This is a genomic window from Mesorhizobium sp. M0296 (genome assembly GCF_040321675.1).
Taxonomy (GTDB): domain Bacteria; phylum Pseudomonadota; class Alphaproteobacteria; order Rhizobiales; family Rhizobiaceae; genus Mesorhizobium.
In genome coordinates this window covers 69318-88507 of sequence record NZ_JAMYRZ010000018.1, presented here as the reverse complement: position 1 = coordinate 88507, position 19190 = coordinate 69318, and the positions used below count along the sequence as shown (strand labels likewise).

Below are 19190 nucleotides of genomic sequence, written 5' to 3'. Positions count from 1 at the left end.
GCGTGGGACGCGATCTGCCCAGCGAAACGTTATCCGCAGAACAGGAATGGGTTTGGCATCGTTATGGCGTTATCTTCTTGGAGGCCTCGGCCTGGCTGCCTTGCTCGCCGGCGTGCTGGCAATCGTCTATCTGACGGCGCCGCATGCGCCGCAACCAAGCTCGGATGTCGGCCGTTCCAAGACGACGGCGAACAAGCTGTTCGCGGCGACTTTCGAGCCCGAGAAAGGCGTCATCCGGCAGGGCGAACTGGAATCCTGGCTGCTGACGCTCAAAACCGTCGAGGGTGCGCCGGTGGAAGGTGCTGCGATAACGATTTCCGGCGGCATGCCGCAGCACAAGCACGGTCTGCCGACCAGCCCGCAGGCGACCGATTACCTCGGCGCGGGGCGCTATCGCATCGACGGCGTGAAATTCACGATGAGCGGGTGGTGGCAATTGCATTTTGCCATTTCCGCTGCGGCCGGTTCGGACACTGTCGTCTTCAATGTGGTGCTGTGAGCCACTGATGAGCCGGTTTCCCAGTCTTCTCGCGTTGGTGGTGGTGGCCGTACTTGCCGGCTGCGGCAGACCGGAGTTTTCCGATGCCGAAAAGCAGACCATCGCCTCGCTGGCGCTATCCAAGCTGCCGCCGCTGAAGCCCGATACCACCAATCGCTTCGCCGATGTGCCGGCCGCCGCGGCACTCGGCTCGACGCTGTTTTTCGACACCGGGATGAGCGGCGACGGCACGGTATCGTGCTCGACCTGCCACAAGATCGACCGGCAGTTCCAGGACGACCTGCCGCAAGCGGTCGGCGTCGGCCGCACCAACCGTCGTACCATGCCGTTGGCCGGCGTCGCGCATGATCCCTGGTTCTTCTGGGACGGGCGGCGCGACAGCCTATGGGCGCAAGCGCTGACACCGCTCGAAAATCCGCTGGAGCAGGCCGGCAACCGCGCCGCCTTCGCGCATTACGTCAAGGCCCGCTTCGGCGGGCGCTACGAGCGCATCTTCGGGCCGCTGCCTGACCTTTCGGGCGTGCCGGCCAATGCCGGCCCGTTCGGCACCGATGCCGAGAAGGCGGCCTGGAACGCCATGCCCGCCAGCCAAGCCGAGGAGGTCAACCGCGTCTTTGCCAATATCGGCAAGGCGATCGCCGCCTTCGAGCGCTCGATCGCGCCGCCGCAGACACGCTTCGACCGCTTTGCCCTCGACCTGGCTGCGGGCGCCGAGCCGAAAGGCGACGCCGCCTTTTCGTCGGAGGAAATCCTCGGCCTGAAATTGTTCATCGGCAAGGCCAATTGCGTGACCTGCCACAACGGCCCGCGTTTTACCGACGGCAGCTTCCACAACACCGGCGTGCCGCCGGTCGCGGGCCTGCCGCCGGATCGAGGCCGCGTCGAGGCGGTGGCGCAGGTCGAGGCCGATCCGTTCAACTGTTTCGGCGCCTTTCGCGACGGCGATGCCAGCGCCTGCCGCGAGTTGCGCTTCATGGTCAAGACCGGGCCGGAACTCGTCCGCGCCTACAAGACGCCGTCGCTGCGCGGTGCCGCCGCCCGGCCGCCCTACATGCATGCCGGGCAGTTTTCCTCGCTGGACGAAGTGGTGGCGCATTATTCGAAGGCGCCGGCAAGTGTCGAGGGTGTGTCGGAGGTCCACCCGCTGCAGCTTTCGGACCGCGAGCGCGCGACGCTGGTGGCGTTCCTGAAGACGCTGGCGGAGTGAAGGCGGCGGGGTAGCGATCCTTCGTGCCCCCCTCTGTCCTGCCGTACATCTCCCCCTCTAGTGGGGAGATTGGCAGCTTCGGCGCGCCGTTCACTCCTGCGACGTTTAGAGATTGGCGAAAGCGGCAGTGACAACCGATCTCCCCCCTGGAGGGGGAGATGTCCGGCAGGACAGAGGGGGGCGCTGTCCCGCCGGCGTTTCCTACCGATCCTTCACCGTCTCCATCGCGACAAACGTCGAGGTCTGGGCAACGTGCGGCAGGGCGGAGATGCGCTCGCCGAGCACGCGGCGGTAGGCGGCGATGTCGGTGGTGCGGACCTTCAGCAGATAGTCGAAGCTCGATGCCATCATGTGGCACTGCTCGATCTCCGGCACCGCCTGCACGGCGCGGTTGAAGGCGTCGAGCGCGGCCGAGCGGGTGTCGGACAGTTTCACCTGGACGAAGGCGACATGGCCTTCGCCCATGCGCTCACGGTCGATGATCGCCTGGTAGCCCCTGATGAAGCCGTCCTTCTCCAGCCGTTTGACTCGTGCCTGCACCGGCGTCTTCGACAGGCCGACTTTCGCCGCCAGTTCCGACATGGAAAGCCGGCCATTGCTGCCCAGAGCCGACAGGATGTTCCTGTCGATCCGGTCCAATTGGTCTTCTGTCATCAGATTTTTGGCCACATTGGTGATTGCCGACCCGCAATCATAGATCAATCGACCTGTCTTGTCGATTTCTTTGGACCGACCGAAATCCGTACTTATGTTAGGTTGCGCCATTCGGCCCGGTGACCGCCGGCCCGCTCCCTTATGCTCGTTCTACAGGACCGCCATGCCAGCGCTCGACACCATCCGCCAGCAAATCCGTGCCAATTATTTGCCCGACGAAGACCAGGCGGTGAAGCGGCTGGCCGAGGCGGCCGGGCTGTCCGCGCAAGACCGCAAGGCGATTTCGGCCCGTGCCGCCGATCTGGTGCGCGCGGTGCGCGGCTCGTCCGATCCGCGGCTGATGGAGGTCTTCCTGTCCGCCTATGGCCTCTCGACCAAGGAGGGCGTGGCGCTGATGTGCCTGGCCGAGGCGCTGCTGCGGGTGCCCGACACCGAGACGATGGACGACCTCATCGCCGACAAGATCGCGCCGCACGACTGGTCGGCGCATTCGGGCGGCTCGAGCTCGATCTTCATCAATGCATCGACCTGGGCGCTGATGCTGACCGGCCGCGTGCTCGATGAAGGCGAGGGCGGCATCGAAGGCACGCTGCGCGCGATGGTGCGCCGGCTGGGCGAGCCGGTCATCCGCAAGGCGGTCGCCGCCGCCATGCGCGAGATGGGCGAGCAGTTCGTGCTCGGCCGCACCATTGCCGAGGCGGTCAGGCGCGGCCGGCCGATGACGCAGAAGGGCTATCTCTATTCTTTCGACATGCTGGGCGAGGCGGCCCGCACCGAGGCCGACGCGCTGCGCTACCTCAAGGCATATGCCGATGCCATCTCTTCGCTCGATGCCGGCGCCAACGGCCCCGACATCCGCCAGAACCACGGCATTTCGGTCAAGCTTTCGGCGCTGCATCCGCGCTATGAAGTGACGCAGAAGGAAAAGATGCTGCCCGTCATGGCCGAGCGGCTGCTGTCGCTGGCGCTGGCGGCGCGCCATTCGCGCATGGGCCTCAACATCGACGCCGAGGAGGCCGACCGCCTCGACCTGTCGCTCGACGTCATCGAACGGGTACTGGCCGAACCGGAGCTTGCCGGCTGGAACGGCTTTGGCGTCGTCGTGCAGGCCTACGGTCCGCGCGCGGTCTTCACCATCGACTGGCTCAATGAGCTGGCGAGGAAATACGACCGCAGCATCATGGTGCGGCTGGTCAAGGGCGCCTATTGGGACACCGAGATCAAGCGGGCGCAGACGCTCGGGCTCGACGGCTATCCGGTTTTTACCCGCAAAGCCAATACCGACGTCTCCTACCTGGCCTGCGCGAAGAAGCTTTTGTCGATGACCGACCGGATCTACCCGCAATTCGCCACCCACAACGCCCACACCGTCGCCGCCATCCTGTCGATGACGACGGACCGCGATACGTTCGAGTTCCAGCGGCTGCACGGCATGGGCGAGGCGCTGCATGAGACGGTGCGGCGGGCCGAAGGCACGCGCTGCCGCATCTATGCGCCGGTCGGCGCGCATTCCGACCTGCTCGCCTATTTGGTCCGCCGGCTGCTGGAGAACGGCGCCAATTCCTCCTTTGTCCACCAGCTTACCGATGAAGAGGTCGAGCCCGAGGACATCGCCCGCGACCCGATCGACACGATGGAGAAACAAGGCCCCGCCGCCAATCCGGCGATCGTGCCGCCGTCGGCGATGTTTGGCCCCGGCCGGCGCAATTCCAAGGGCTTCGATATCACCGACACGCTGACGCTGGCTGCGATCGACAAGGCGAGGGCCGAGTTCGCCGGGCCGGAGCGCTGGCACGCCAAGCCGGTCAGCCGCGCCGCCGGCTACGGCAAGCAGCGTCCGGTGGTCAATCCGGCAAAACCTTCCGAAGTGGTCGGCACGGTCAGCGAGGCCGGCGCCAAGCAGGTCGAGACCGCCGTGCGCATCGCCGTCGAGGCACAACCGGCATGGGCAAGACGCCCGGTCGCCGTACGCGCCGCCATCCTCAAACGGGCGGCCGATCTCTACGAGGCGAACGCCGTCGAGTTCTTTGCGCTGGCCGCCCGCGAGGCCGGCAAGTCGCTGGCCGACGGCGTTGCCGAGGTGCGCGAGGCCGTCGATTTCCTGCGCTACTATGCTGCCGAGGCGGCCAATGCCGAAGCGGGCACCGAGGCGCGCGGCACCATCGCCTGCATCTCGCCGTGGAACTTTCCGCTCGCCATCTTCACCGGGCAGATCGCGGCGGCACTCGTCACCGGCAATTCGGTGATCGCCAAGCCGGCCGAACAGACGCCGCTGATCGCCTTCCGCGCCGTCCAGCTACTGCGCGAGGCCGGCGTGCCGGAAGACATCATCCAGCTTCTGCCCGGCGACGGCCCTTCGGTCGGCGGCCCGCTGACCGCCGATCCGCGCATTGCCGGCGTCTGCTTCACCGGCTCGACCGAGGTCGCCAAGCTGATCGAAAAGCAGCTGGCCGAGACCGCCGCGCCCGACGCCATGCTGATCGCCGAGACCGGCGGCCTCAACGCCATGATCGTCGATTCCACAGCACTTCCCGAACAGGCGGTGCGCGACATCCTGGCCTCCGCCTTCCAGAGCGCCGGCCAGCGCTGCTCGGCATTGCGCATTCTCTACGTGCAGAAGGACGTCGAGAAGAAGATGCTTGAGATGCTGAAAGGCGCGATGGAAGCGCTTAGCCTCGGCGACCCGTGGCGGATATCGACCGATGTCGGCCCGGTCATCGATGACGAGGCGCAAGCGTCGATCCGTGACTATTGCACCAAAATGGGCCTGCAGGGCCGGCTGATCGCCAAGCTTGAAGCGCCGAAGGACGGCCGCTTCGTTGCGCCGCACGTCTTTCGGGTCAAGGGCATCGAGGAGTTGGAGCGCGAGGTGTTCGGGCCGGTGCTGCATGTCGCCACCTTCGATGCCGACGAGATCGATGCGGTGATCGCTGCGATCAACCGCAAAGGCTATGGCCTGACCTTTGGCCTGCACACCCGCATCGAAGGCCGCGCCCAGCATTTCGTCGATGGCATCCATGCCGGCAACATCTACGTTAACCGCAACCAGATCGGCGCCGTCGTCGGCGCGCAGCCGTTCGGCGGCGAGGGCCTTTCCGGCACCGGGCCGAAGGCCGGCGGGCCACATTATCTCCGGCGCTTCCGCAAGGGGCCGGAAGCCGGCACCCATCTTGCCGAAGGCCGCAAGGTGACGGCGACCGAGCTCGCCGACAATCTGCCGGACCCGGCCTTTGGCGGCTGGTCGACGCGGCCGGATCGCGTCGCCATCCTGAGGAAACATCTGCGCGGCAAGGGTGCCGCGGCTATCGGCACTGCCGCCGGCATCGATTTCGGCCAGGTCGACCTGCCCGGGCCGACCGGTGAGGCCAACACGCTGTCGCTGTCGCCGCGCGGCCGCGTGCTCTGCCTTGGCCCGGACGCAGATACGCTGCTTGCCCAGACGATCCAGGCGCTGGCCGCCGGCAATGCGGTGCTCGCCGTCGCGCCCGGCGCGCCGGCAGCACTTTCGTCACTGACCGGCAAGGGACTGCCGCTGGCGGCCATCGACGGCAGACCGGACCCGGTCGAAGCGCGCTCGCTGCGGGTCGATGTCGTTGCCTTTTCCGGCACGCCCGAGGCCGCGCGCATCGTGCGCAAGGTCATCGCCGAGCGCGCCGGCCCGATCGTGCCGCTGATCAGCGAAGTCTATTATCCGGCCGCCTACGCCCACGAGCGCGCCGTCTGCGTCGACACCACGGCGGCGGGCGGCAATGCCAGCCTGCTGGCCGCTGCGTAGGTTCGCCAGGGCTCGCGTATCGCGGGCAGGGCGGCGCCAACTTTGGTGCCGGCATGGGGACGGTCGCTATCTGATACCGAGCGGCACTTCGAACTGCCAGGCCGAGCGACCGGCTCCGTCTGGAATAGGGGGAAACGGAGAAGCCCGGCGGACCGCGTCGAGTGCGGCCTTGTCCAGCGCGGCAACGCCCGAACTGCCCGTCAGCCTGGCCGACCGGACGCTGCCGTTCGAACCGACAGTAAAGGCAACCGTGGCTGTGCCAGTGGCGCGCGTGCGTGTCGAATTGAAGGCCCGCACCAGCTTTGACCTGATCTTGCCGGGATAGTTCGTGACGGCTGCATTGCCGATGCCTGATTTGCCGCCCCTGCTGGCGGTCAGGATCTTGCCGTCCTTCCTGCCGTCGGCCATGCCGCGCGCGACATCCGTTTCGTCACGGCCGCCGGAGCCGGTCTTTTTCTTCTTGGAATCGGCTTTCGCAAGTGCCTTGCTCGCCTTCCTGCGCAGGGCCGGCTTTTCAGGCTCGTTTGGTTCGGCCTTCCTGGCCCGCTTGTTCTTTGCGGTTGCCTTCTTCGGCTGCTTGGGCTCCGGCCTGTCCGGCTTCGGTTCTTCCGCCGCGCCGACTGTCTCGGTCGTCTGAACTGTTTCCGCCGGCGCCGGATCGGCTGGTGCCGGTGCGCTTGTCTCGGCAGGCTCGGCCGTTTCGGCCGCGCTGACTGGCGGCGGCACGGCATTGCCGTCGGCAGGCACCAGCCTGTCGGTCACAAGAACGTCGGGCGATGGGTCCTGGCGCGCCGGCTGCGCGGGTGCTGGTTCGGTGCGATCGGCAGGCGCAGCAGTTTCCGTGGCGGCCTCGTTGACCGGCTCAACCACTTCTTTGTCCGATGTCTCCGCCGCATCGGTGACCGGCTGGAGCGTCTCCTCTGCCGCGGCCGCCTGCGCCTCGACCGTTTCGACCGGCTTGGCGTCGAGCATGGTCACCATCGTCACGTTGGCCACTTCCGGATCGTCTCCGACATCGCCGGCCGCCTGCTGCGGGTCGGCGCCGAGCAGCATTTCGCCTTGCTGATCGGCACCTTCGATGCTTGGCCGGTCGTCCGGCAGCGTGAGGAAGGCCAGCGCCACCGCCACGTGGAATGCGCAAGAGCAGGCGATCGCCACCGTCCAGTTGCGGCGCCGCCGCGTCTGTCGTGCCTGCCGCAATGGCTCCGCAGGCACCGTCGGCAAGTCGCCGTCGGCGTCGGCGATGTAACTGTCTTCCGGCCTGTCGCGCGGCGAAACACGCAGCGCCCCGCGCGGGATGGCGAAATCCGGATCGTCCGGTTCCGGCGGCAGGAAACCGGCCAATGGCCACGCGACGGGGTTTCGTGCGAATGCGGGTTCCGGTCCCAAAATTCAGACCCCGAAGGCGATGCCGGTCCTGGCCTGCGTTTTCAGCCCGCGCATGCAGGCATTCGGCTCGGCGCCGGCGCATTCCGTGGCGCTGTTGATCAACACGCGGCTGACCTTGCCGCAATCCGTGCCGGCAAGATCGAAACGCGTCACCTTGGTCTTGCCTGCCGGCAGCTCCTTGAAGTCGAGCACGGTCAGCCGGTCGACGACGCCGGCCTCGTTGAACAGCGCGATCTCGAACGCCGCCTTGGAAAGGTCGGCGCCGAGATTGTTGGTGACCACGAAAGTCAGGCGGCAGCCCTTGTCGGAAGGCTGCGCGCCATTGAGCTCGAGGATCAGCGCCGGTGCTTGCTGCTGTGTCCATGCCGGAGCCGCCGCAAGCAATATTGCCAGCACCGCGGCGAACAGACGAAGGGATGCCGTCATGCCTTTCATTGTCGTCAGCCTCCAAACCTCATGGTCGCCGCCAGCTTCAGGGTGACGCCGGGCTCGTAGACGACGCTCGTCGTCGATGCGTTCAGCGGGTTGGCGTATTTGACGTCGAACAGATTGTCGGCGCGGAAATCGACCTTGAAATTGTCGGTCGCCTGGTAGCTGGCGAAGGCATTGACCAGCGTATAGTCCTTGGCCACCGGGTTGCCCTGCGGCTTGCCATTGTACTGCACCTCGCCACCGATGGTCAGCCTGTCCTCGAGGAAGCGAAAGCCGAGTTGCCCGGTGATCTGTGAGGAGGGGACGGTGACAAGGTCCGCCCGTTCGCCTTCATAGGAAATCGTGTGGCCGTCGGTGAACGACGCCGAAAGCCCGGCAAAGCCCCAGGTGGCATCATAGACGCCCTCCATCTCGAAGCCGTGAATCTTGGCCTTGGCGAAATTCTGATACTGGAAGCAGATCGGTATGCCCGGACCGAACGGGCAGCCGCTGGTCGGGTCGAACGGCGAGAGCGTCACGCCGTCGATGTAGTCATCGACATTGTTGTTGAAATAGGCCGCCTTCAGCCGCAGCGCGTCGTCGGCCTCAATGACGCCGTTGGTGCTGTAATTGACGCCGAATTCCACGGTCTTGCCGGTTTCAGGCTTGAGATCGGGATTGGAGAGGAACGGGAAGCTGACGCCGGCCGGATGATTGCCGCTGATCAGGGTCTCCGACAGCGACGGAGAACGGTAGCCTTCCGCATAGGTGCCGTAGAATTGCAGGCCGGAAAGGCTGGCGGTTTCGAAGGGCGAAATGCCCACTGTGATGCGTGGCGACAGCCGGTCGCCAGAGGTTTCGCCGACATCACTGTCGAGCTTGTAGCTGTCGTAACGCAGCCCGGCGATGACCTCGAGCCAGTCCCAGGTGAGCTTGTCCTGAACGTAAGCGCCGGAGACGTTCCTGTTGCCCGAGGGCGTATAGAAGCTGTCGCCGCCCGCCGTGCCGCCTGTCTCGACATCGTCGCCAACCCAGTCGCCGCCATAGGTCAGCTCATGCGCGATTCCAACGGTCTCGAATCTCGACGTGTTCCAAATGTCGATGCCGGAGGTGCCGATGTCGAACGTCGATTTCGAACCCGCCGGCAAAACCACGGGCAGACCGGTGACCGGATCAAACCGGTTTTGCGCCACAAGGGTCGTCAGATCGAGCTTGGTCTTGTTGTAGGACGCGTTGATGTGGAGGTCGAGCCAGCTCTTGTCTTCGTCGGTGATGTTGTAGCGGGCCGTGAAGGTATTCGCCTTCAGGTCGGCGTCGTTCACCGGCGCGCTGCCGCTGGTCTCGGTCCATCCGTCGTTCGAGCCGATCCAGCCCAGCTTCAGCTCGCTGTTTTCGCTGGGGCGGATGGTCGTCTTGAGGAGGCCGCTCAAGACGTCGAAGCCGGTGCCCGCTACAGCGTCGCCGCCGCCATGCTTGTAGTCGTCATAGTCGCGGTAGACGATATTGCCGAGCACGTCCCAGTTCTCGTTGATCCGATAGGCGCCGGTGGCGCTGGTGGTCCAGCCTTCGCCGTTGGTTTCGTAGCGCCCGGTCGCGGATGCCGCCCAGGTCTCGTCAGGCTTGAGGAAATCCTGCGCATCCTTGGTGTCGAAAAATACGACGCCGCCGATCGCCCCGGAGCCATAGGTGTTGGCGACCGGGCCGCGGATCACATCGACGGATTTGATCAATTCGGGATCGATGTAGAAGGTCGATTGCGTGCCATGATCCGAGCGCTGGAAATTCTGGCGGGCGCCGTCGACGATGACGGAGACGCGGCCGAAGTCCTGCAGGCCGCGGATGTTGATGCTGGAACTGACACGCCTTGCGTCGGCCTGGACGGCGACACCCGGCACACCGAACAGCATTTCGTTGGGCGTGGTCGCCATGCGGCGCTCGAGCTGTTCCTCGTCGACATGGCTGGCTGAAGCAAGCGACTCGATCGCCGTCTCGCCGGTACGGCTGAGGATCAGGATCTTGTCGAGCAGTGTGGCACCCGCCGGGGCCGGCTTTACCTTTTCGCGCTGTTGAGACGGGTCAGTCTGCTGCTGGTCGGCTGCTGGTTGGGCGGCCTGCTGTGCGCCGGCCGGTGTGGCGAGCAGCGGGATCGCCGCCGCGCCGGCCAGCAACGCGGCCATTTTGCTTGTCATAGAACAATGTGTCAGGCCGCTGCCCGCCAGCCGTCCCCAATTCGCCAACCCCATGCTGCAACTCCAAGAATCCATGTTCGATGCTGGCTGGCTTGGGGCTCGCTGGCATTTTTCATCGCGTCCGGCGTCTTAAATGTTGACTCATTTACTCCGGTATTGCACTGCTAGATAACATGATCATTCGAGTCAAGAATTGAATCGGCATTTCACGCAGGCCCCGAGCCAGATGCCAGGCACAGGAAAGGGATCGAACCCATGAACACGCACAATCCCAGCGACTTTCGCTATCGCGTCCGCCGTTCCGACGAAAATTCCGTCCGTTTCGACCGGGTCCAATCGGCCGTGAGAACGCTGTCCAGCAACACGCTGTTCCAGGGCGAGCACGAGATCGGCATCGAGCATCATGGTGCGCTGTACCGGCTGAAGATCACCCGGCAGGGCAAGCTCATCCTCAACAAGTAGGTGGCAGAAATGGACCAGCGCGTAAAACCCGCCCCGCACGAGATCCGGCGGGCACGGGCAGACAATCCGAAAATGCGCGAGCGCGACCTCGCCGCCCAGCTCGGTATTTCGGAGGCCGAACTGGTCGCCGCGCATTGCGGCGACGGCGTCGTGCACGTCGAGCCGCGTGTCAACGACCTTTTGACTGGCCTCGAAGCTGTCGGTGAGGTGATGGCGCTGACCCGCAACGAAAGCGCGGTGCACGAGAAGATCGGCGTCTACGACAAGGTCGTCACCGGCAATCACAATGCCATGGTGCTCGGTGAGAATATCGACCTGCGCATTTTCCCAAAAGTCTGGGCGCACGGCTTTGCCGTGGAAAAGCGCGATGGCGCCGACATCCGCCGCAGCCTGCAGTTCTTCGATACCGCAGGCGAGGCGGTACACAAGGTGCATCTCAGGCCAGCCTCCAACCTTTACGCCTATCAGAAACTGGTGGCCGGGCTGGAATCGCCGAACCAGGAGCCGACGGTGGCGATTTCAGCGGGCACGGCCGACGAGACCGAGACTGCGGACAACCCGGCGAGCATCGACGATCTGCGCGACCGCTGGAGCCAGCTGACCGACGTGCATCAGTTCTTCGGCATGCTGAAGACACTGAAGATCAGCCGCCGACAGGCGGTGCGCATGGTCGGCCAGGACTACGCCTGGCTGGTCGACAAGGATGCGGTGAACGCCATGTTCAACCACGCCGCTGCCGGCGCCATGCCGATCATGTGCTTTGTCGGCAATCGCGGCTGCATCCAGATCCATTCCGGCCCGGTCGCCTCGATCAAGCCGATGGGACCATGGCTCAACGTGCTCGACCAGAACTTCCATCTGCACCTGCGGACCGACCACATCGATGAGGTCTGGGCCGTGCGCAAGCCGACCAAGGACGGCCATGTCACGTCGCTCGAAATCTATGGCGCCGACGGCAAGATGATCATCCAGTTCTTCGGTAAGCGGCATGAAGGCGAAAGCGAGCGCGAAGACTGGCGCTTTCTGGCCGAAAACCTGCCGCGTATCCCAAGCCCGACCGCAGCCTGAGGAAAACGACGATGGTTCTTTTCTCCAGGCTGGCATCGGTCTCCAGGTCGGCGCCTGGTCCTGCGGCGGCTGTTTTCCTGGCGTTCGCCGCGCTGATGCCGGCTCAAGCCGCCGAGGGCATCGCGACTTTCGCCGACCGCTCGAGGATCGTTGCCATCGGCGGCTCGATCACCGAGATCGTCTATGCGCTCGGTGAACAGGATCGTCTTGTCGCGCGCGATTCGACCAGCCGCTATCCGCAAGCGGCGGCGGAACTGCCTGATGTCGGCTACATGCGCCAGCTGTCGCCGGAGGGTGTGCTGTCGGTCAATCCGTCGGGCATATTGGCCCTGCACGGCAGCGGACCGAAGGAAGCCGTCGACGTCTTGAAGAAATCAAGCATCCCATTCATCGAGGTGACCGAGCGCTATGATAATCAAGGCATTCTCGAAAAGATCCACATCGTCGGCAAGGCGCTTGGCACCGAGGCCAAGGCCGATGCGCTGGCGGCCCAGATAGACGCCAGGCTGAAGGCAGCCGAAAAGCAGACCGCCTCGATCAAGGATCGCAAGCGCATCCTGTTCGTGCTGTCGATGCAGGGCGGCAAGCTGCTTGCCGCCGGCAGCGACACCGCCGCGGAGGGCATCATCAAGCTTTCGGGCGGCATCAACGCCATCGACGGCTTTGCCGGCTACAAGCAATTGTCGGACGAGGCAGTCATCACCGCCAGGCCCGACGTGATCCTGATGATGAACAATGCCGGACCGGCCACCGCGGATGACGAATTGTTTTCGAACCCTGCCGTGGCTTCGACGCCGGCGGGTGCAGCCCGCAGGCTGATCCGCATGGACGGCGGCTACCTGCTCGGCTTCGGTCCGCGCACGGCCGAGGCCATCCACGATCTCGCCGTCTCGCTCTATGGCAGCCAGGTCGCGGATTGAGCGCGATGGCCGAACATTCGATCGCCGGTACGGCGGGCATTATGGCGACGGCAGGTGACCGTTCGCGGCGTGCCCGCCTCGTCATCGTGCTGCTCTGCGTCGGGCTGGTTATCGCCGTGCTGTTGTCGCTGACCTCCGGCGCGTCCGATGCCTCGGCCATTGGCGTCATGCACAACTGGCTGTTCGGCGCGTTGCCCGGCGACGCGGCGTTGAGCGCCCGCGACCGCCTGATCATCCATGACATCCGTCTGCCGCGCGTTGTTCTGGGCGTGCTGATCGGCGCATCGCTTGCAGTCTCCGGTGCCGTCATGCAGGGGTTGTTCCGCAATCCGCTGGCCGACCCCGGCCTGATCGGCGTTTCGGCCGGATCGAGCCTCGGTGCGGTCGCCGTCATCGTGCTTGGCTCGACCATGCTGGCGCCGCTGACTTCGGCGCTCGGCACGATGGCTTTGCCGCTGGCTGCGTTCTGCGGCGGGCTGGCTACGACATTGCTGCTCTATCGGGTCGCGACACGGCAAGGCCGGACCTCGGTCGCCACCATGCTGCTCGCCGGCATCGCGCTGGCGGCGCTTGCCATGGCGCTGACCGGCATCCTGATCTTCATGGCCGACGATCGGCAATTGCGCGACCTGACCTTCTGGCAGCTCGGTTCGCTGGGCGGCGCAACCTGGCAGAAGATCGGCTCGGTCGGGCCGGTCATCGTGCTGGCGTTGGCGGCAATGCCGTTCCTGGCGCGCGGCCTCAACGCGCTGGCGCTCGGCGAGGCCACGGCCGGCCATCTCGGCATTCCGGTTCAGCGGCTGAAATACACCGCGATTGTCGGCGTCTCGGCAGCGGTCGGCGCGTCGGTCGCGGTCAGCGGCGGCATCGGCTTCGTCGGCATCGTCGTGCCGCATTTGCTGCGCCTGCTGATCGGCCCCGACAACCGTTATTTGCTGCCGGCATCGGCACTGCTTGGTGCGGCGCTGCTGCTGTTGGGAGACGCCGTTGCCCGCACCATCGTTGCCCCGGCCGAATTGCCGATCGGCATCGTCACCGCGGTCGCCGGTGCGCCGTTCTTCCTGTGGATCCTGCTGCGCAAGCGCGGCGTCATCGACTTGTGAAAGTTTGCCTATGATCGAAGCGCGGGATGTCTCGGTGGCGATCGGCGGCAAGCGCATTGTCGCCAATGTCGATTTCGAGGCGCGGCCCGGCGAAATCGCGGCCATCGTCGGCCCCAACGGTTCGGGCAAGACGACCTTCCTCAGAGCACTGTCCGGCGATCTTGGCTATTCGGGAGAGGTCACCGTCAACGGCCGCAATCTATCGGCGATGAAGCCGATCGAAGCGGCGATGCTGCGCGCCGTGCTGCCGCAGGCGACGACGCTGTCGTTTCCGTTCACCGTGCGTGAGATCGTCAGGCTAGGCCTGGTCGGCGGGCGCTCCGGCGCGCTGTCCGGCGAGGACCAGCGCCTGCCCGAACGGGCGCTGGCTCGCGTCGACCTCGACGGTTTCGCCGGCCGCTTCTACCAGGAGCTGTCCGGCGGCGAACAGCAGCGCGTGCAGCTTGCTCGCGTGCTCTGCCAGGTGTGGGCGCCGGTGCTCGACGGCAAGCCGCGCTATTTGTTCCTCGATGAGCCGGTGTCCAGCCTCGACATCAAACACCAGCTGATCATCATGGACATCGCGCGCGATTTCGCCAGACGGGGAGGCGGCGTGGTCGCCATCCTGCACGACCTCAATTTGACGGCGATGTATGCCGACCGGATTTTCGTCATGCATTGCGGCAGGCTCGCCGCTACAGGTTCGCCGCAACAGGTGCTCAGCGACGAGCTGATCGAAAAGGTCTTCGATTGCCGGCTGAAGGTCGGCGTGTTGCCGGCGGCAAACATGCCGTTCGTATTGCCGCAGTCGGTCTGTTGATATTCAGGTGATGCCGGCCTGACCTGAATCTCAACAGACCTCACCAACTGAGATGCGACCAAAAATCAGGCGGCCGGCGCCCTTTGCACCAGCATGTCGATGCCGAGCAGGTGCCGCACATTCGGGCGCGCCGCCACCAGATCGGCGATCGTGTAGCGCGACAGCACGGCGAAGAAGGCGTTGAGCGCTTCGCGCAATGCCGAATTCAACGCGCAGCTGTCGACCAGCGGACATTCGGCGGCGTCGTTCTCGAAGCACTCGGCCATGGCAAAGCTTTCCTCCGTCACCCGCACGACATCGAACAGGCTGATTGATTCGGCCGCGCGGCCGAGCCTGACGCCGCCATTCCTGCCGCGCACCGTTTCGATCAGGCCGTTTTCGACCAGCGGCTGCAGGATCTTGAACAGGAAAAGTTCCGATACCGAATAGGCGGCGGCGATCTCGGGGATGCGGCTCAACCGCTCGGTGTTGGCGGCGCAATACATCAGAATGCGCATGGCGTAGTTGGTCTGACGGGTAAGCCGCATTGTGTCCTCACATAACAGTGGTTGGCGTCAATATGGCCTATAGTTTGGAACAATTCCAGACTGGCGCTGCATAATAGATGAATTCCGGCGTCAAGTTTGCGTGCACGATTGCGCGCACCGGAACCAGCGGGGCGCTTTCTGAGGCAGGCGACACTAGATAAGTTTGCATACACGATCAGGAGCGGCCCCATCATGTCACGACCAGCCCCGGCATTTGCATCCGTCGCGTCCGCCCGGTTCGATGCCGATGCCGATGCCAAGCTTTCGGCGCTCAGGCGCACCAAGTTCGTTGCCGGCGCAGCGCTTGCGTTTTGCGTGCTGGTCTTTGCGGTGGCGAAATCGCTCGAGAGCCGGCATGCGTGGTTGGGCTTCGTCGCCGCTTTCGCCGAGGCGGCGACGATCGGCGGGCTGGCCGACTGGTATGCGGTGGTGGCGCTGTTTCGGCGGCCACTCGGCCTGCCGATCCCGCATACGGCCATCATCCCGGAAAACCAGAATCGCATCGCCGACAATCTCGGCCGCTTCATCGAGGTGAATTTCCTGGCGCCGGAACCGGTGCGCGAAAAGCTCGCCGAGGTCGACTTTTCCGCGCTGGTCGCGGACTGGCTGGCCGACCCGAACCGCGCCGCCGATTTGTCGCGCTTCGTCGGCCGGCTGGTGCCGCAGGCGCTGGCGGCGGTCGAGCAATCCGGACTGCGCGGCTTCGTCACCAGCCGCATGCTGGAGCAGATCGAAAAGGTGCCGCTGGCGCCGCTCGCCGCCGAGCTGCTGTCGGCGCTGACCGACGATCGCCGCCACCAGAAATTATTCGACGAGTTCACCAAGGTGGTCGGCCGCTTCCTGAGCGACGAGCAGGCGCTGGCGACGATGCGCGAGAAGATCCGTGAGGAACTGCCGTCGCTGTTCAACCTGTTTCGCGCCGACGCCTATCTGTTGAAGAAGATCGTTGCGTCGGCCGGCTCGCTGCTCGATGAGGTGCGGGCCGATCCGCACCATCCGATGCGAGCCGAATTCGACCTTTTCGTCGAAACCTTCGTCGAGCGGCTGAGGACATCCAAACAATATGCCAGGCGCGCCGAAAAGCTGAAGCGCGATTTCCTTGCGCGGCCAGAGTTCAGCGCGCTGGCCGGCGATATGTGGGACAGCCTGCGGCTGTTCATCGAACAGGACGCCAAGGCGCCGAATTCGATGATCCGCGACCATCTCGCCACCATGTTCGTCGAGGTCGGCCGCCATCTTGCCGACGACGCGCAGATCAGGGCCGACATGAACCAGGGGTTCATCGTGGCGCTGGCGTCCTTCGTCGAAAGCCAGAAGAGCGGCGTGTCGAAGTTCATCGCCGACCAGGTCAAGCGCTGGGACCTCGCGCAACTGACAAGGCTTATCGAAATGAACATCGGCAAGGACCTGCAATATATCCGCTTCAACGGCATGATCATCGGTGGCCTTGCCGGGCTCGTTCTCTACACTGCCGAACGGCTGTTTCTTGTCGGCTGACTCGTCCGAATGGACCGCTGAGCTTCGCTGCACTATCTTCCGTGCAGTGGCGGCGTTCACGGCAACAAGGGGAGAGAACCAGCATGGCAAAACGACCGGAGTCCGAGTCCTTCATCGACATGTTCGGCAAGTTCGGCCGCGACCTGAAGCTGCCGAATGTCGACGTCGAGGCGATCCTCGCCCACCACGCCAGGAACCTGGAAGCGCTGGAGAAGTCGGCACGGGCGAGCGCCGCTGGAGCCTCCGCGCTGTTGTCAAGGCAACGCGAGATGCTGCAGGACACGCTGCGCGAAATCACCGACATGGCACAAAGCTACAGAGCGCCCGGCAATCCGCAGGAAATGACGCAGAAGCAGGCGGCGTTCGCCAGGAAATTCTTCGAGACCGCGCTGAAGAATGCCGGCGAGATGGCCGAACTGGCGAGGGCGTCCGGCACCGAATCGATCGAAATCCTGCGCAGCCGCATCAAGGAGGCGATGGAGGAGATCCGCGCCGGCCACGACAAGAAATAAGCTGTTCCCCGGCAGCACACTTGCCGGCGGCGAAGACTGGCGGTTCGCGGCCGAAGATTATGGGCTGGAATCGCACTGGCGAATTGACAGGGGCGGCCCGTCGTGGTCCGGAACAGGCAAGCGATCGGGAAAGCAGGAATGACGCAGATACGGCCGAGGACGCCGCCGACCTTCGAGCAACTCAGGGCGATGGCCGGGCAGGAGTTGGGCGTTTCGGACTGGACACTGGTCGATCAGCACCGCATCGACCAGTTTGCCGAATGTACGGGCGATCATCAATGGATCCATGTCGATCCCGAGCGGGCGAAGCGGCAAAGCCCGTTCCGCACCACGATCGCGCATGGCTATCTGACCCTGTCGATCATCGGCGCGCTGGCGCTCGAGATGGGCATCGTCCCCGAAAACACGCAGGCCGCCTTCAACTACGGTTTCGACAAAGTGCGTTTCGTGGCGCCGGTCAGGGTCGGCTCGCGAATCAGGCTGCGCACCACGCTGTTGTCGATGGAAGACAAAGGTCCGGGGCAATATCTAATGAAGGCCGCCAATACGGTCGAGATCGAAGGCGAGCAGAGGCCGGCGCTCACCGCCGAGACGCTCGTCATGCTTTACGCACGCCGCAAGCGGGCCGGCACCTGAGAGTTCAGCCTCAGTTTTGCGGCAGCGCAATCAACGCGACATCGCCTCTTCAAGCGCCCTGAAAACCCGGTCGTCTCCCGATTGGGCGACATTGAAGCGCATGTAACGGCTGGCCGACCGGGACAGGCTGAACGCATTGCCGGGCGCAAGCACGACATTAGCCGACAGGGCATGGCGGGCGACATCCGCGGCATCTATCCCCTCCGGCAGCCTGCACCATAGAAACATGCCGGCGGGCTGATCTATCCATGGCACGATGCCGATCGCCCTGAGGCGGGTGCCGGTTTCTTCCATGGCGCGCGAGAGCCGCGCGCGCAGCAGATCGACGTGCTTGCGATAGAGGCCGTCCTTCAGCAGCGTCAGCACCAGTTCGGATGCAAGTCGCCCGCTGCCAAACGACGTGGCGATCTTGAGATCGGTCAAACCTTCCATCCAGTCGCGAGGAGCGGCGATGAAGCCGCAGCGCACCGATGCCGACAGCGTCTTGGAAAAGCTTCCGATATGGATGACCCGGCTGAGGCCGTCGAAGGCCGCCAGCCTGGGCGCGGGCGTGTGTTCGAAGTCGGCGAAGATATCGTCCTCGATGATCGTCAGCCCCGACTGGTCAGCGAGCTTCAGCAGCCGATGGGCAACGACCGGGGACAATATCGCGCCGGTCGGATTGTGGAGCGCCGAATTGGTGATGTAGAGGCGCGGCCGGTGCTCGTTCAGCGCCTGCGCGAACAGTTCGATGTCCGGACCCGAGCGCGTGTAGGGGACGCTGATCACCTTGGCCCGATGGGCGCGCAACAGGGCATGGAAGTTGAAGTAGCAGGGATCGTCGACCAACACCGTGTCACCCGGTTCGAGCAGGAACCGGCACAGCAGGTCGATCGCCTGGGTGCCCGATTCCGTCAGCATGATCTGGTCCGGAGAGGCTTCGATGCCGTGCTCGGCCATGCGCCGCGCCAGCAGATGGCGTAGCGCCGGCAAGCCGAGCGGCGTGCCGTAGTCGGTCAGAGCGGCGTCGTCGGCGCGGGCCGTCGTCCGCAGTGCCCGGCGCAATCCAGCCTCGGGCATCCATGTTGCCGGCAGCCAGCCGCAACCTGGTTTCAGGACGCCGTCGCCCGCTTCCAGCGATTGGCGCGAGACCCAGAGCGGGTCGACGGCACGGTCAAGCCTGGGGCCGATCTCGGCCAGCGACAACGGAGCCAACGGTCCGGCGGCATAGAAACCCGAGCCCGGCCGCGAGCGGATCATGCCTTCCGCCGCAAGACGCTCATAGGCTTCGACCACGGTGGATTTGGAAACCTGCATGGCCTTGGCGAACGCCCGGATCGAAGGCAGCCGCGTTCCCGGTGTGAGGCTGCGCGCGGCGATCCTGTGCCTGATCGTCGCCATGACGCTTTCGACAAGCGTCCGGCTGCCTTCATCAGTTGTCGTCTGCTCGTCCATCCGTACTGCTCGCCCTACCATGACGGTTTTGTCAAACTGTACCTGATTGTCTCTGGCGGAGCCAGACGCCCGGCCCGATAGAGGGCGAAATCAGCGGGGCATCGATGG

At 64.8% G+C, this 19190-nt stretch carries 17 protein-coding genes; 11 read left to right on the top strand and 6 right to left on the bottom strand.

The features are described from left to right. The first annotated feature begins 52 nt into the window (after positions 1–52). Both NKI97_RS18645 and NKI97_RS18640 read left to right on the top strand, forming a co-directional pair. Complete coding sequence (locus tag NKI97_RS18645) at positions 53–499, top strand: FixH family protein (RefSeq protein WP_352451991.1); 447 nt, start codon at positions 53–55, stop codon at positions 497–499. Between the two features lie 7 nt (positions 500–506). Beyond that, complete coding sequence (locus tag NKI97_RS18640) at positions 507–1706, top strand: cytochrome-c peroxidase (RefSeq protein WP_352835771.1); 1200 nt, start codon at positions 507–509, stop codon at positions 1704–1706. A 201-nt stretch (positions 1707–1907) separates the two neighbouring features. On the opposite strand, the gene NKI97_RS18635 is transcribed toward NKI97_RS18640, so the two are convergent. Further along, positions 1908–2360, bottom strand: coding sequence for an Lrp/AsnC family transcriptional regulator (locus tag NKI97_RS18635; protein WP_023676441.1), 453 nt, complete (start codon positions 2358–2360; stop codon positions 1908–1910). A 163-nt stretch (positions 2361–2523) separates the two neighbouring features. On the opposite strand from NKI97_RS18635, the gene putA reads away from it, so the two are divergent. Next, positions 2524–6135: a bifunctional proline dehydrogenase/L-glutamate gamma-semialdehyde dehydrogenase PutA gene (gene putA / locus NKI97_RS18630; protein ID WP_352835768.1), complete on the top strand. Its 3612-nt coding sequence runs from the start codon at positions 2524–2526 to the stop codon at positions 6133–6135. A 66-nt stretch (positions 6136–6201) separates the two neighbouring features. On the opposite strand, the gene tolA is transcribed toward putA, so the two are convergent. Genes tolA through NKI97_RS18615 form a run of 3 tightly spaced genes read right to left on the bottom strand, consistent with a single transcriptional unit; the run spans position 6202 to position 10178 of the window. Then, positions 6202–7479 (bottom strand): cell envelope integrity protein TolA, encoded by a 1278-nt coding sequence (tolA, locus tag NKI97_RS18625; RefSeq protein ID WP_352744734.1) that lies wholly within the window; start codon positions 7477–7479, stop codon positions 6202–6204. A gap of 48 nt (positions 7480–7527) precedes the next feature. Then, entirely contained in the window at positions 7528–7959 is a 432-nt protein-coding gene (locus NKI97_RS18620) for a hypothetical protein (RefSeq protein ID WP_352835765.1), read from the bottom strand. A gap of 5 nt (positions 7960–7964) precedes the next feature. Beyond that, positions 7965–10178 carry a TonB-dependent hemoglobin/transferrin/lactoferrin family receptor gene (locus tag NKI97_RS18615; RefSeq protein ID WP_502901441.1) on the bottom strand — a complete coding sequence of 738 codons (2214 nt, stop codon included), beginning with the start codon at positions 10176–10178 and terminating at the stop codon, positions 7965–7967. Positions 10179–10379: 201 nt separating this feature from the next. Here NKI97_RS18615 and hemP point away from each other — a divergent pair, with 201 nt between their 5' ends. The 5 genes from hemP to NKI97_RS18590 are packed head-to-tail and all read left to right on the top strand — an operon-like array spanning position 10380 to position 14476. After that, positions 10380–10586 carry a hemin uptake protein HemP gene (gene hemP, locus NKI97_RS18610; RefSeq protein WP_352451949.1) on the top strand — a complete coding sequence of 69 codons (207 nt, stop codon included), beginning with the start codon at positions 10380–10382 and terminating at the stop codon, positions 10584–10586. A gap of 9 nt (positions 10587–10595) precedes the next feature. Then, complete coding sequence (locus NKI97_RS18605; protein ID WP_352835762.1) at positions 10596–11654, top strand: hemin-degrading factor; 1059 nt, start codon at positions 10596–10598, stop codon at positions 11652–11654. A gap of 11 nt (positions 11655–11665) precedes the next feature. Next, positions 11666–12574 carry a heme/hemin ABC transporter substrate-binding protein gene (locus tag NKI97_RS18600; protein ID WP_352747762.1) on the top strand — a complete coding sequence of 303 codons (909 nt, stop codon included), beginning with the start codon at positions 11666–11668 and terminating at the stop codon, positions 12572–12574. 5 nt (positions 12575–12579) lie between these two features. Further along, the gene (locus NKI97_RS18595) at positions 12580–13677 is read left to right on the top strand and encodes a FecCD family ABC transporter permease (protein WP_352835760.1); all 1098 of its coding nucleotides are present in this window, start codon (positions 12580–12582) and stop codon (positions 13675–13677) included. 10 nt (positions 13678–13687) lie between these two features. Next, positions 13688–14476 (top strand): heme ABC transporter ATP-binding protein, encoded by a 789-nt coding sequence (locus NKI97_RS18590; protein ID WP_352835757.1) that lies wholly within the window; start codon positions 13688–13690, stop codon positions 14474–14476. A 65-nt stretch (positions 14477–14541) separates the two neighbouring features. Here the strand turns inward: NKI97_RS18590 and rirA are convergent, their stop codons facing one another. Further along, entirely contained in the window at positions 14542–15003 is a 462-nt protein-coding gene (rirA, locus tag NKI97_RS18585; RefSeq protein WP_023676431.1) for an iron-responsive transcriptional regulator RirA, read from the bottom strand. Positions 15004–15195: 192 nt separating this feature from the next. Here rirA and NKI97_RS18580 point away from each other — a divergent pair, with 192 nt between their 5' ends. From NKI97_RS18580 to NKI97_RS18570, 3 genes are all read left to right on the top strand, one after another. Continuing rightward, complete coding sequence (locus NKI97_RS18580; protein ID WP_352835754.1) at positions 15196–16500, top strand: DUF445 domain-containing protein; 1305 nt, start codon at positions 15196–15198, stop codon at positions 16498–16500. A gap of 83 nt (positions 16501–16583) precedes the next feature. After that, complete coding sequence (locus NKI97_RS18575) at positions 16584–17012, top strand: phasin family protein (protein ID WP_352835751.1); 429 nt, start codon at positions 16584–16586, stop codon at positions 17010–17012. Positions 17013–17150: 138 nt separating this feature from the next. Further along, positions 17151–17648: a MaoC family dehydratase gene (locus NKI97_RS18570; protein WP_292664992.1), complete on the top strand. Its 498-nt coding sequence runs from the start codon at positions 17151–17153 to the stop codon at positions 17646–17648. A 30-nt stretch (positions 17649–17678) separates the two neighbouring features. Here NKI97_RS18570 and NKI97_RS18565 read toward each other — a convergent pair whose 3' ends face one another. After that, a complete protein-coding gene (locus tag NKI97_RS18565) occupies positions 17679–19082 on the bottom strand; it encodes an aminotransferase-like domain-containing protein (protein ID WP_352451942.1) in 1404 nt (467 codons plus the stop codon). Positions 19083–19190: the final 108 nt, after the last annotated feature.

Excerpts from the sequence above, each read along its gene's own strand:
- NKI97_RS18640 (WP_352835771.1), top strand. The coding sequence starts at position 507 with ATGAGCCGGTTTCCCAGTCTTCTCGCGTTGGTGGTGGTGGCCGTACTT.
- NKI97_RS18635 (WP_023676441.1), bottom strand. The coding sequence starts at position 2,360 with ATGACAGAAGACCAATTGGACCGGATCGACAGGAACATCCTGTCGGCT.
- putA (WP_352835768.1), top strand. The coding sequence starts at position 2,524 with ATGCCAGCGCTCGACACCATCCGCCAGCAAATCCGTGCCAATTATTTG.
- NKI97_RS18620 (WP_352835765.1), bottom strand. The coding sequence starts at position 7,959 with ATGAAAGGCATGACGGCATCCCTTCGTCTGTTCGCCGCGGTGCTGGCA.
- NKI97_RS18615 (WP_502901441.1), bottom strand. The coding sequence starts at position 10,178 with ATGGGGTTGGCGAATTGGGGACGGCTGGCGGGCAGCGGCCTGACACAT.
- hemP (WP_352451949.1), top strand. The coding sequence starts at position 10,380 with ATGAACACGCACAATCCCAGCGACTTTCGCTATCGCGTCCGCCGTTCC.
- NKI97_RS18605 (WP_352835762.1), top strand. The coding sequence starts at position 10,596 with ATGGACCAGCGCGTAAAACCCGCCCCGCACGAGATCCGGCGGGCACGG.
- NKI97_RS18600 (WP_352747762.1), top strand. The coding sequence starts at position 11,666 with ATGGTTCTTTTCTCCAGGCTGGCATCGGTCTCCAGGTCGGCGCCTGGT.
- NKI97_RS18595 (WP_352835760.1), top strand. The coding sequence starts at position 12,580 with ATGGCCGAACATTCGATCGCCGGTACGGCGGGCATTATGGCGACGGCA.
- NKI97_RS18590 (WP_352835757.1), top strand. The coding sequence starts at position 13,688 with ATGATCGAAGCGCGGGATGTCTCGGTGGCGATCGGCGGCAAGCGCATT.
- rirA (WP_023676431.1), bottom strand. The coding sequence starts at position 15,003 with ATGCGGCTTACCCGTCAGACCAACTACGCCATGCGCATTCTGATGTAT.
- NKI97_RS18580 (WP_352835754.1), top strand. The coding sequence starts at position 15,196 with ATGTCACGACCAGCCCCGGCATTTGCATCCGTCGCGTCCGCCCGGTTC.
- NKI97_RS18575 (WP_352835751.1), top strand. The coding sequence starts at position 16,584 with ATGGCAAAACGACCGGAGTCCGAGTCCTTCATCGACATGTTCGGCAAG.
- NKI97_RS18570 (WP_292664992.1), top strand. The coding sequence starts at position 17,151 with ATGACGCAGATACGGCCGAGGACGCCGCCGACCTTCGAGCAACTCAGG.
- NKI97_RS18565 (WP_352451942.1), bottom strand. The coding sequence starts at position 19,082 with ATGGACGAGCAGACGACAACTGATGAAGGCAGCCGGACGCTTGTCGAA.